At 53.8% G+C, this 12,922-nt stretch carries 11 protein-coding genes; all 11 read right to left on the bottom strand.

All coding sequences use genetic code 11. From position 1 onward, the window contains the following. Positions 1 to 184: 184 nt before the first annotated feature. Positions 185 to 958, bottom strand: a complete 774-nt coding sequence (locus tag QK293_RS00290) for an OmpA family protein (RefSeq protein ID WP_282374870.1) — start codon at positions 956 to 958, stop codon at positions 185 to 187. A 10-nt stretch (positions 959 to 968) separates the two neighbouring features. Further along, a complete protein-coding gene (locus QK293_RS00285; RefSeq protein ID WP_282375322.1) occupies positions 969 to 1,358 on the bottom strand; it encodes a DUF4398 domain-containing protein in 390 nt (129 codons plus the stop codon). A gap of 174 nt (positions 1,359 to 1,532) precedes the next feature. Next, entirely contained in the window at positions 1,533 to 1,970 is a 438-nt protein-coding gene (locus QK293_RS00280; RefSeq protein ID WP_282374869.1) for a hypothetical protein, read from the bottom strand. Between the two features lie 52 nt (positions 1,971 to 2,022). Further along, positions 2,023 to 3,231, bottom strand: a complete 1,209-nt coding sequence (locus tag QK293_RS00275; protein WP_282374868.1) for an EAL domain-containing response regulator — start codon at positions 3,229 to 3,231, stop codon at positions 2,023 to 2,025. A 176-nt stretch (positions 3,232 to 3,407) separates the two neighbouring features. Beyond that, positions 3,408 to 6,215 (bottom strand): autotransporter outer membrane beta-barrel domain-containing protein, encoded by a 2,808-nt coding sequence (locus tag QK293_RS00270; protein ID WP_282374867.1) that lies wholly within the window; start codon positions 6,213 to 6,215, stop codon positions 3,408 to 3,410. Between the two features lie 156 nt (positions 6,216 to 6,371). After that, positions 6,372 to 6,947 carry a hypothetical protein gene (locus QK293_RS00265; RefSeq protein WP_282374865.1) on the bottom strand — a complete coding sequence of 192 codons (576 nt, stop codon included), beginning with the start codon at positions 6,945 to 6,947 and terminating at the stop codon, positions 6,372 to 6,374. A 31-nt stretch (positions 6,948 to 6,978) separates the two neighbouring features. Then, the gene (locus QK293_RS00260; RefSeq protein ID WP_282374864.1) at positions 6,979 to 9,564 is read right to left on the bottom strand and encodes a fimbrial biogenesis usher protein; all 2,586 of its coding nucleotides are present in this window, start codon (positions 9,562 to 9,564) and stop codon (positions 6,979 to 6,981) included. Positions 9,565 to 9,595: 31 nt separating this feature from the next. Next, complete coding sequence (locus QK293_RS00255; protein WP_282374863.1) at positions 9,596 to 10,309, bottom strand: fimbria/pilus chaperone family protein; 714 nt, start codon at positions 10,307 to 10,309, stop codon at positions 9,596 to 9,598. Positions 10,310 to 10,458: 149 nt separating this feature from the next. Then, on the bottom strand, positions 10,459 to 11,100 hold the full coding sequence (locus QK293_RS00250; protein ID WP_282374862.1) for a DUF1120 domain-containing protein: 642 nt from the start codon (positions 11,098 to 11,100) through the stop codon (positions 10,459 to 10,461). 527 nt (positions 11,101 to 11,627) lie between these two features. Then, complete coding sequence (locus tag QK293_RS00245) at positions 11,628 to 11,837, bottom strand: hypothetical protein (protein ID WP_282374861.1); 210 nt, start codon at positions 11,835 to 11,837, stop codon at positions 11,628 to 11,630. 206 nt (positions 11,838 to 12,043) lie between these two features. Beyond that, entirely contained in the window at positions 12,044 to 12,682 is a 639-nt protein-coding gene (locus tag QK293_RS00240; RefSeq protein ID WP_282374860.1) for a DUF1120 domain-containing protein, read from the bottom strand. Positions 12,683 to 12,922: the final 240 nt, after the last annotated feature.

Here is a 12,922-nt window from a genome sequence, read left to right as displayed (position 1 = left end):
TCATTCCCCCTACCATCATTTAGCTTCATTTTCGCGGACAGCCCATTTAGCGGTAGGCAAAGAACTGATGGGAATTGTCGCCGTCCTTTCTGCTCTAAAAATAATCAGGCCGCCCAACCAAACTGGCTGGGCGGCCTGGACACGGAACGCATTAGCACGTGGCGCTGCTCGGTTGCCCTACCGCTTAGCCGCGGCTATCAACTGCTGCTGAGCCGTTGGAAATGATCACTTCGACACGGCGATTCAGTTGACGTGACTGCGCCGTCGCTTCCTCAGCAACCGGATACTCCTCGCCGTAGCCTTTAGTGATCACGCGGCTTATATCAACCCCCAATCGTTCGAGGGCAAATGCAACGCTCTCAGCCCTGCGCTCCGACAAGTGCTGGTTGAATACATCGCCACCCACACTGTCGGTAAACCCTTCAATCCGAACCTTGCGCTCTGGATTGCTGATCAGGAAGTCGGCCAGTTGCTGTACATTGCGCTGATTGCCGGGTTTCAGGTCGGCCTTGCCGGTATCGAACAACACATCACCGAACGTCACCACTTGGCCACGCTCCGTCTGTTTGGCTTTCATCGCCTGCAAAGCTTTCAGTTGCTGAGTACGGACATCCAGCTGTACCTGGGTGCGCTCCACGTCGATGTTGCCCAATCCAGTTTCCGCTTCACGCCCGAGAATGGTCTGCTCGGCAAAGGCAATTTTTTGCTTGGCGATATACGCCAGTTGGTCGAGCTCAGGCGCACGGCGATCCTGTATGGATATCAAGTCTGCCTTTCCGAGCGCAACGAAAGCGTCTTGAGTTTCTATCGCTGCCAAGGTGCTCGATTCAGGTTTGCTCTGCAGCTGCGAATACAACTTTCGCGCCTCTACCAGTTGAGCGTTCTCCGGGGTTGCCGCGCAGCCAGCCAACATGAGGGCAAATACCGAAACCGTCGGCAGGAACAATGAAACACGCATGGTCAAATCCTCAGTTAGTTTGAGTCGAGGCTGGATTCAGGCCCGAACCAGGCGCCTGGAGCATTTCCCGCTTAAGGACCTGAATGCCGCTCTGGGCATCCGTCAACTCTTTCTGCGACTTCACGGTTCGTGCAGTGCGCTCAGCCAACGCCGCATCGATCTCGATTTGTTCGGCCAGGGTTTTGACTTGCACAAAGTTCTGTTCGCCGATGGCGCGCTCCATCAGGAAAACCTTGTCCTGGGCCGACTTCATTTGCATCGGGGCATACTCTGTTGCCCCGGCAGATACAGCACGACTGACGGCATTCTTTGCCAAGGAAATCTGTTCGTTAGGTGGCGGATTGCTCGCACATGCACTGACAAAGGCTGTCGCAGCGAACAGCAAGGACAAAGACCCCATTCGCCGGCCTGTATGTTGAATATTCATTAGATCCTCCAGACGATCTCAATTAAGTAATGCTCAAAACCTTCCTCACCGGAAAGTGAGAGGCAATAGAAGTTCACAGGGGCATTGCCGGCTGGCAATGCACGCCTCCTTACGCACCGTCATAGAGCGAATCGAACGTTGTATGGATTAAGCCCGGACGACCTCACACAGCCATGGCAGTGTCTTCAAACAGGCCCATCGTGGTGGCGGATCGATGATATTCAGCAAGATGTTTAACTCGCTGGCGTTTGGAGCATCAGCCAGTGATGCGTAGATGATCCGCCCCAGGCAGTCGAGACAAAGTGCCAGGGGCACAGTAGGACTTTCATAAATAAGCGCATGCAGAATCTGCCGTCGCTCACGACAAAACTTGTCCATGTCTATCCCATAGGACGACGCCAGGGCCCTGTTCACTATGAGCAAATCAAACGGTTCATAGGTACTGCTGGTCAGTAGCGACAGTTCCTCGAAAGTACGGACCGGAGCGATTCGGTAGTAATCGAGACGGTTCAACAACTTTTCGATGCGCAAGAGCTGGTCGTGACGCTCATCGGCAATCAATATTCGCAGGGCTTTATTAGTCATGTGATGAACCATCAACATTAATCGGAAGGAGGTGAGTACAGCTGATGCCTGACTACCCAAAACCCTGCAGAGGCTCCTGAGCCTGTTCCATCCATTGCAGTAAATCGTTGCCACTCATGGGCTTGGCGCGCCAAAAACCCTGCCCTTGGATACAACCCAAGTTCAGCAACTGCTGTCGTTGCTCATCGGTCTCAATGCCTTCGATAACTACCGACATCCCTAAAGTTTCACCCAAGGCCAAGGTGCTGCTGACCACGGCTCGGCATCGAGGCTCGTGCATCAGAGTTCGGACAAACTCGGCATCCAGTTTGATTTCGTTGAAGGGCAGCTGACACAACCGTTGAAGGGAGGAAAAGCCCGCACCAAAGTCGTCGATGGACAAGTTGCAGCCCATCATCCGTAAGCGAAACAGACACTCCAGGCTCGTTTCTGACACTTGCAGCAGTCCACTCTCAACCAACTCGAACGTCAGGCCCGACCCGCGTGCGCCATGTTCGGTTAACAACGACCTGATCTGCGACGCAAGAGAGCTATTGGACAATTGCGCAGCTTGCAGATTGAAGGCGAAGTTGAGGTCATGCCCGAGTTTTTTCAGTTGCTGTTGCAATACCAAGGCGCGAGGCAGTTGCTGGAAAAGTAGTTCATCCATCAATCCGCACCGTTCCAGAGCCGGTATAAAAAAAGCGGGGGACAGGACCTCGCCGGAGGGTTGTCGACAGCGAGCCAGCACCTCAACGCCTGTGACTTCACCTGTCTTCAGGTTGAATTTCGGTTGATAAAAAGCGCAGAACTCATTGGCAGCAAAGGCCTGACAAACCTGAACATCGTCAGGAAACGTTATCGGATCCACTGAAACAGTTCCGATAGACGGCACACTGGCGTGCTTTTTTAGCAACTGCTCCAACGACTCATAGTGCAGCGGCTTTCCGACATCGCCGAGCAGTTCCAGATTTAACAAGGAAACAATCTGACGCACCGTACGGCGTAGATCGACTGAAAGAGAACTGCTGATGATCACCGACCCTACAAGCCCCGAATGGCCGACAGCTTGCAGAAACTCCAGGCCGTCCATGCCCTCCATACGCAAATCACAGAGCGCAATGTCTACCGGGCCGACCTCATCTAAAACGGCCAGCGCCTCTGCGCCGTCCGCAGCCTGGAATACTTCTTTGCATCCCAATTGCTGCAACATGCTGACGGCAATCGAGCGCTGAAATGAATGGTCCTCAAGGACGATGACACGCAGAGAAGAAATAGACATTCGACCAATCCTCGGGAAATGCTGTCACTCATCTTGCGTCACCGTCCGATGAAACAACCGAGGCAACGTCCTCAGTTGCTGTAAGAAATTTCCCAGTGAATGCCGCTGGAAGCCGTGGCAGAAATGATCGATAAAAAAAGCCCAGCAAAAGCTGGGCAAAAGAGGGAGCACGGTACTCACCACAGATAGCGATATCCGATCGTCACACCCCATGGCTGTTCGATGTCATGGCCTTTGGCGTACTCGGCATCGATTGAAACCTTACTCTTCTCGCTGACTTGCAAAATCCCACCAAAACCAAGCTCCGCCCGACTACCCGGCAGCTCGGAGTTGAGCTTGTTCCCGTTCACGGTTACATGGCTGTCGCCGGCGTGCTCCGTGATGTAGGACGCTTTGACGTAAGGCTGCGCTTTCATGCCATTGGCGAGCTCCAGACTACGACCGAAGAGCGAGCCAACGCGACTTTGCAATGAGTCCATCGCCTGCGAGTCGACACGCAGGCCATTGCTGGCCGTATATCGGGCACCTGCGGTACGGGTCGCGCTGAGTTGGATTTGTGGCTCGACGAACCAGCCATCCTTCAACGCGATGTGCTTGCCGACTTCCACACTCATGCCATAGCCGTCGGTGTCGTAGGAACCTTTGACCGCATTACCCAGGTTGGTCGGCAGCTTGAGGTCCTGGTCGAAACGGCTGTATTTGACGACGCTGTCGACGTACACGCCGTTATCGTTCAGGTAAGTGGCGTAGGCCCCCACCATCTTGCTGTCGATCTTGCCAGACGCCCCTTCGCCAAAGTTCAGATCAGACTGGGCGGTGCCCACCATGCCACCGACATAGACCTTGCCATTGGCCAGCGGTATCGCCTTGTCCGCGCCGATCTCAACCCCGGTATTGTTCTGGCTGAAGGCCCGGCTGGAATGCTCGGAAAGGTTGTAACGACTGCCGATAGCCCGGGTCCAGACGCCGCCCTCGTCCTTGCCCAGACGCAGTTCGCCCAAGCGTTTGACCAGCGTGTTCATCTGCGCACTCCACAAGGTCGCGGCTGCGGTCTGTGAAGCGATGGCCGCATTGGCACCGTTGGACAGATGTCCAGGAGCAGGAGTGATCGGATCAGTCGGATCGATGGGTACTCCTGCAGTGTTTACGAGGAACCAGTCGTTGCCCTTCTGTTCCAGGGTGTAACGAAAGGCACCCGCATCCACATGCTCGCCATACAAGCCAAAACGCCCAGCACCACCGCTACCGTCCACCAGCATCAACTGCCCGTTCGCCGTGGCAGGCTCACTACCGGAGTCTTCCACCACCAGCGTATGTTCACCCTCAATCTGGCCACCGACCTTGAGCAGATTGCCCTGGAGGGTCGCCAGGTCAGTGTTCATCAGGAATGAACCGTTACCCGTCAGGTCGCCATCAATGGTCAGTGTGCTGAAGGGATGGCCGACAAAACTCACCTGACCCTCATTCAAGTGCAAGCGGCCGATTTGCGAATCGTCCGTCATCTGCCAGAGGCTTTGGCCCAGCGTCAGGCTATTGAGGCCATGGGCGTCGCCCTTGAAGCTGGAGTGATCCCGCAACTCAAGCTGGGCGTTGTGGGCATCCGCGCGGATACCCCCCACCAGCTGCGACCGGGTGGCAGTGATCCGCACATCCTCGCTATCGACCAACGAGCCGTCGGCCATCAAACGTTTTTCCACCGCCAACAGGGTTTGCCCGCTGATCTGTGAGTCGCTGAAATCAATGCTCGCACTCCCGCCCTGCACGCTGAGGGCGCGGCCATTGGCGGCGCTGATCGAACTGCTCTGTAGCTCGAAGGTGTTGCTCACGCCAGCAGTGGCCAACGATTGCAGGCCAATGCTGTCCGTACCGTCAGCATCGACCGCTACGTTACTCAGGCGCAAGGTACCGCCATTGTTGGCTTGAAGTACCCTGGCGCTCACACCTGTGAGTTGCACCGAGCTATTGCTCACATCAATGGTCGAGCCGGAATACGCTGCCAGACCAATAGCGGTCTCTGTGCTGCTCAGGTCGACATTGTTCAGAGTGATCTGCGAGCGGTCGGAAGCAAAAGCACCCACACTGTTGGTGCCGACCTGCAACGAGAGGTTCTGGCCATCGATGGCCGATTCATTGCCCGCGTACAACGCGTAGGCCAGATTGCCGTTGGTATGTACTTGTCCGCCGTTGAGGCTGGCGTTGCCGCCCAGCTGGGTAAAGACCCCGATGGCTCCGTCACCCTGGGTATCGATACTCAGGTTGTTTGCGACCAATTGGCTGTCGTCATCCGGCACCCAGACACCAAAGGCGTTGGCCCCTGTGGTGAAGATCTGAGTACCGCTGAGAGTCGCCGTGGCATTGCGGTTGACGTTAACGCCGATGGCGTTGTCACCTGAGGTACGAATCACCGTAGCGTCTACCGTGGCGAGCGCCCGCTGACTGTCGCTAGAACCCAGTAGATAGATGCCATGAGCGTTATTGCCAGAAGTCTGCAGCGTGCTGTTACGGACATTGATCGCGCTGTCATCAAGCACGTTGATTGCCGAAGAAAAGCGCCCGCGGGTGTTGAGCGTCAACCCATCGGCCTGGACCTGTGCACCTCGCACAAGATTCAGGGCAAACGAATTGTCACCCCGGGTACTGATCTGCGTATCGTCCAACTCCCCCGTGTTGTTTGAACCCGCAAAGCTTAAGCCATGGCTCGCATCACCGAGGGCCACGATACTTGAACCTCTGACAAAGATGCTTGTATTGGCCCCGGACAAGAGCACGCCATGACTTGACTGGCCGTCGGCAGTTACCGAGCTGTCGGTAATTGCCACGGTGAGGTTGCTACCTGGAACACTGATGCCCGGATGGTTATCACCGACGACATCAATAATCTGCTGATCGAATTCGAGGTCGGCGGCGCTCAAAAGTTGTTGATCATGCGCAATCAAAACCACACTCGCGGCCAATGTCAGGGCGAAACGCGGCATACGAGACATAAGGTGTCCTTTCTTATATTCGGCAAATAGAAGAGCGCATCGCAATAATTGCTAAAGCGAAGGTCTTCCGAAGTGTGGAACTGCGACGAGTGAGTAGCAGCTGGTTGTGGGGCGTTGGCTATCGTTGGAAGGACAGTGTCATATAGGACACTGTGGTTAATAACTACTGATCTGAAACGTTAAATTCGCCTCTAAGGTCTTGGCATCTCGGGTGCGCAATTCGGTCATGGGAACTTGCGGCTTGAACTCAATTTGCATTGATAACGTAGAACCCTCTACCGGCAGTCCACCGCTCACCGGTATGACTCGGTCACCTGGCATTGCCTCAATCGAAGAACCTGAAGTACTTGGCGGAGCACCTATTGACTGCACTTTCGCCAGATTGACGCTGCGCCCGTCGAGCGAGGCATTGCTGAGAATCACACTGACCTGCCCCTGCTGCGCGAATCGAAATTGCTCACCCTGTCCGGCGCCCCGTAACTGGATCAGGAGTTTTGCCGCCTGAGGACAACTAGCGTTCAGACTGACGATTCGATTACCCAGTGCGTGCATTGCGTTGGCGCTGGCAGGATCATTCGACCCTGGTTGCATGACCCGCCCGAAGTCTACGCTCGAGTCGCTGAGGGTAATGTGGCATTCCTGCGCAGCGAAGGTCTGCTCAGCCAGAAACAACCCGTAAATCAAGCAGGTCACCACAGCAACTGATTTCAAATGACGAATTTCAAACTTCATATCGGTTCCTGGCCCGGCGACGGGTCGTCAATCAGCCGGCCGTACAAGTGGCCTTGGCGGTTTCGAAATAGACATTCAAGTCCGGATCAACCGGGAGCTCAAAATGGATGGCGCAGGATTTGCCCTCGCCCTCGCCCTGGCTTATGCTGAGAGCGTCGGTCAGTTGACCATTGGTGATAAACACCTTGCCGTCATCCACCACGGTGGTGACGAACTTGCCCTTGCCGTCTAGCACAGCTGCACCCTTGGCAATCGGCTTTCCGTCCGAGCCGCTGATTTGCAGTAAGGCCCGACGGGATTTGATAACAGGGAAGTCCAGCTTGTTAACGGAGCCACGACCGGCGCTAACAGCTTTGAAACCATTCTGAATATCAACGTTACGAGGCAGGCTCTTCGTTTCGATTTCAACGCGAGTATTCTGGTAAGCATTGAGCTGAGGGATTACCGCGTTGCCCCAAGGGTCTGTCCAGACTGGGCCACTTGGCGTGTTCAACTTCACGCCACCCACATCACCCACTTTGGCTACACCAAAAGTGTCTGCCAATTGATAGGGCGACAGCGTCACACCACCTCCATGCACGGCCACACCACCGCGTAATTGACCGCTGTAGGTCGTGGTGTCAGGGCCGTTGCGGGCATAGCCGAGGTTAACCTGCGCGTAACGCGGTAACAGGTTCACGTTACCGGAAAAGTCCTGCTCCTTGCGCTGAACATCCCGTTCAGCGGTCAGGCGATATTTGGCAAAGTCCCCGCTGTTGTCATCGAAGGTAGTCCCGAAGCGGGTGTTACCGTTGCGCTTGTTGGCATACCCACGAACGCTACGATTGCCACCCAAGGGAACGCTAACGGTAAGGTACATGGCAGTGCCTTCGTCAGCATTGCTACGTCTACCAAAATCACTATCGTAGTTATCGGTTCCCCCAAGGTTACGTTCCAAATTCAGACTGACCGTTGCATGTTTAAACGGTTTGTTCCATGACGCCGTTGCATGGCGCGTGGCGCGGCCATCAAAAGTATTACCCGCTGAGTAACCAGCGGTCAGGCTTCCCAGCCATTCATCGCTCCAGCCGATATTAACGCCGTACTGATCTCGATTGATGGTCTCGAAGTAACCGGGCGTATTGACGCGGGTGGTATCAAGAAGGTCGCGAAACCCTTTTGTCTGACGAGTAACGTTGAAACCGGCGTTGAAATTTCTGGTAACGCTGGTGCTGATGCTAAAGCTAGCCTGGGTGCCTCTTACACCTTCCTCGCTGGCGTTCGCCACAGTGTTGCGAAAGCTGACAAAGGTGCTGGGGGTAAGATTCGAATCCAGAGTCCACGCCGCTGCTTGATAACCGTTGTTGCTGACCATCAAACCGGTAGAAAGCTTATTTGTGGGGTTCAACAACCAACCACCTGACCCGGTCACTACCATCGGCGACTGCTGATCGTCATTTTCAAACGTGCGAACTTTACCTGCCGCTACCGAATAACCCGGCGCGCTTAGCGAGCCCTGCACCAACGACGCCGCAGCGACTGCGAAACTACGTTGCTCGCCGTTGGCTTCGATCACACGCACGTCAAGGTCGGTAAATCCATTAAGTAGTTGCACATTGGGCAGGCTGAACGGCCCAGCCGGAACGAGAGAGGTATGGATGAGTGCGCCCGCCTGACGAACTTCTACCCTCGCCGAGCTCTGGGCGATGCCTTCGACAGTAGCACCGCCTATGCTCTTACCTTGCAGACCAGCGTCCGGCACCATCTGCGCACCGGTGATAGCGGCGCCCGGAAAAACCGAGTTACGGATGTTGATCTGACCGGCCTGTAAGGTAGACTGCAAAGGAACAAACGTTTTTTGTCCATAGGTGTAAAGAGACTGAAAATTACGCTTGTGGTTCACCACGCTGAATGATTGACGACTGCGCACAATCCAGTCGCCGGCATTGAAACCCACTTCAGTGTTAGTAGAGTAATAATTGCTTTCACCGCCGGAGAACTGACTGTTCTGCCCCAACACTTCATAGTTGAACAAGCCCGCAGTTCCACCAGTCTGATATATCCCCTGATCTTCACTAACCGGGCGCAAAGCATCGGAGCTTACAAGCAGTGACACTTCTTCCTTATTTGGCCGCAACTCAATCTCTGTTTGTGGAAAGGCAGCAAGAAAATTGTAGCAGGCGACGTCATCGGAACCGACTTCGTTGCCGATCAGGAAGCGGTCACCTGGAACCACCAAGTTGGCTTGGTCAAGCAACTGCTTGGTGAAACACAGCTGACCATCTTCGTCAAAACGTGCCTGCACACTACCGCGCTTGCTACCATTGACCTGAAGCGCGACTTGCCGATCTCTGGCAGAAAAGCGTGGAGCCTTGCTGAAATACTCGCCAACTTTGGGATTAAGCCCTCGGCTTTTTAGCATCTCCAGGTCAAACGTAGCAGCCTGAGGCGCGCCATTCGACGCTGGGCTGGCCTCCGGCATAACGCCAACAGCCGAGGCCTTCGCGCCATACGCGCCCCCGCCAATCAAGGTGGCAATGATGACTATAAACGGATGGAAAGGGTTGGCGGGAACTGCAACAAGGGTATTTCGCGCAGCCGTTCGTACTGGATACGCTGTCGCAGGCAAGTAAGTCATGGAATGCACCATCAGAAAAGTCGGGACGTAATCACTGCTGGGTCAATGGTGCGTCGAAAGGTTTGGAGGCATAGCCGTACGTGGTGGCCGGGAATATCTGCACGGTCGCATCCGCCGCCAAGTGAGTGCCACCTGGCAATTCAAAATGATCAGTCATGCCTGGCAAGATGTAGGTGCGCGGCAACGTCAGCGGAATTTTCGCCGGCATCACGTTGACTTGCTGATTCATGCGCACCACATAACGACTGTCGTTGGTGACCGTCAGAGTTGTGCCGCTGACCGACCACCGGAGCAACGTCCAGGGATCGTTTTTAAGGGGTAAATCTCCGGGGGTAATCAACACCGGCAGGTTCTGGCGCACGGTGACGCCGATCTGCGGTGGCGCATTCGGGTCTTTCTGCGGAATCCCTTCGAAATTCACTCGTTTCAAACGTTGAGTGGTGATGGGTTTTTCCGATTGGACGATAAATCGTACCAATTGCTTCTCGCCGGCTTCCACCCGGGCAACAGGTGGCGTCGCGATAACCAGACTTTCTACATCTTCCGGCAGATTTTCCAGTGATGTATACAACAAGGCCACCTGGCTGTCAGAGTTGGTCACTGTAATGGTGCCCTCGCCGTCTGCGACGTTAATCAATACAACGGAAGTTTCCGGAATCATGCCTGCTGCTTGCGACACGCCAGAGAGGGTCAAAGCCACGACAAACGACAAACAAATGACAAAAGTACTTTCAGTTTTAAACACGCAAACACCTCTACGATTTAATATACTATCACCCCTAAAAAATCCGACGACACTCATAAATCGGACATACACCGCATACGAATCATATGGCGAAAAACCAGAAGATAAAAAATGCGCCCGCAAAAGCAGCGGGCGCAATCTAAGTTTGCTTAGAGATAGCGAACTGTCATAGTAGATAAGCCATCAAGGGTAATCGCGGTGGACAGATCGAGTGTACTGGTTGGCGCAATTGTCGCGCCGACGCGGAGTGTTCCCGCAATATCTGTGTATGCCCCTGGAATCAATGTACCGACTGGAGCGTAAGACTGAATGACAGTGCCATCACTAGCAACAGGCGAGCCACCAGCGTTTCCAAGAGTCCAAGGCCCATTGCCCTGTTTGAAAATAATATCTACCGTCGTACCATCACCGGTCGTTAGGCCTGTCATATGAGTTACTCCGTATCTGCCAATTTTGGCGACACCCTGTGTACCCAGACCAAAAGCAAACCCGCCACCAGAAATGCTAGAACCCGCGCGACTGTCACCCCATGAAGTACCAATCGAAATAGGCGCGTCACAATGAATAACATAAGTAATGTCTTTGGCTGCAAGTGGTGTGGCAACACTTGCACTCAACGATGCGGTGGGGATGTTGCCATAGTCAACAACGCCACCGCCGGCGAAAGTTGGCGTGCATGCAGTTGGAGCAATAGTACCAATCACTCGTAGATCTGCTGTATCAACTGCAAATGCGCTGGTAGCACTCAATGCCAACAACGAACCCAGCAGCGCTTTTTTAGGAAAATTCATAGCCAATTACCTGTAGTAAGCAGAAATCCAAAGAAAGGTTATTGGTGCCAAGGTTTATTGTGTCTGCACCTTGTACCCTTTCACCTGTCACTAAGGATATGTAGGTAACAATGCCAAAAACAGATGAAGCAGCCCAAGATCTTGTAGGGAATTTCCCACTCGCTTCAGATCTGCTAAAGAACGACGACGCACGGGCAGCGAAATGGACTACACAAACGCAAGGATGGAGAAGGCGAGGGGCGGAGCGCAGTGGTTATTTCCACGTAATGAATTGAATGTTCGCGTGATAGCATCACCCACATCAACATCTAGAACACGCTTCGCCTCTGGCTGTCAGCGCAGCCGAGCCTCAAACGTTTTGAACATGCTTTTTCAAAGCGGTCGCCAATTCTGACATCTCAAGTTTCAACGTAGCAACCACCTGCTTCAGCACCTGCACATCGTCCGTCGCTTCACAAACGGCCTCCACTTGCTCGCAAGCGGCGATCTCGGGTCGGTCCAGACCGGGCCGCTCGGGGTGGTGAGCTTTACCCCGCCGACATCCCGCACCTTGGCCACGCCAAGCTGGTTCCGGCCGGCAATTCAAAGTGGTTCGTCTGGCCAGGCAGGATGTACGTCCTCGGCAGCGTCAATTTGATTTTGGCCAGCATGACATTGAACAGTTGATTGAGCCGCACGATATGACGACTGTCGTTCTTCACCGTCAAGGCTTTCCCTTTGATCGACCATTGCAGCAAGGATCGGACTCGAGGGGCAGGTCCGCCGTAGTAATCAATACCGGCAAGTTCTGGCGTACGGTCACACCGATCTTCGCCGGAGCGTTGGTATTAACTTGATTAAGTCTGGCACATACAAAAGCACAAGCTGAGCTTGCGAATCAAAATCAAATCCAGCCTTTTAATATTGCGCCCGCCAGAGCGGGCACAATGTGGCTCAGGCAAAGTTACAAATAACGAACCGAAATAGTGGACAGGCCGTCCAGAGTAATTGAGCTCGACAAGTCCAAAGTACTGGTGGGTGCAATACGTGCAACAACACTCAAAACACCAGAAAAGTTTGTATAACTTCCTGGCACCAACGTGCCCGTTGGGGCATATGAATACATACGGACTCCGTCATTGGTTTGTCGAGGATCGGTCGAAAGCACCCAAGCAGAAGCAGCGTTATTTTTCTGAATTATATCCACTGGCGCGCCGTCGGCTGTAGCACCGCCAACAATCTGGGTAATTCTGTAATATCCGATCTTAGCCGCATCTTGTAAACCAAGACCAAAAGCATCGACAGCACCGAGATAAGCAGTACCCGCGCGATTATCACTCCATGAGGTGGCAATACTGATTGGAGCATCACATGAAATGGTATATGCAATTGTATGAGCCGCAAGCAAAGTTAGATTAGTCGCACTCAACGAGGCTGTCGGGATATTTCCGTAATCAACAGTAGCGCCGCTTCCGAACGTTGGAGTGCATGCAGTTGGAGCAATGGTACCAATCACTCGCAGATCGGCCGTATCAACTGCAAATGCGCTGGTAGCACTCAGCGCCAACAACGAACCCAACAACGCTTTTTTAGGGGAGTTCATAGCTAGTTACCTGTAGTAAGCAAAAATCCAAAGAAAGGTTATTGGCGCCAAAGTTTATTGTGTCTTCACCTTGTACACTTTCACCTATTACTAAGGATATATAGGTGACAATTCCAGAAACAGATGAAGCGGCCCAAGATCATGTAGGGAATTTCTTACAAACTTCAGATCCAACAGAACGGCCGGCGTAATTGACTACGTAAACGCAACGACGCGAGGAGGTTAGGGATTCGGAGCGCA

This window comes from Pseudomonas sp. AL03 (assembly GCF_029960815.1).
In the GTDB taxonomy this organism is placed as follows: Bacteria; Pseudomonadota; Gammaproteobacteria; order Pseudomonadales; family Pseudomonadaceae; genus Aquipseudomonas.
Note: the sequence above shows the minus strand (reverse complement) of the source record. Positions and strands in the feature narration are given on the sequence as shown.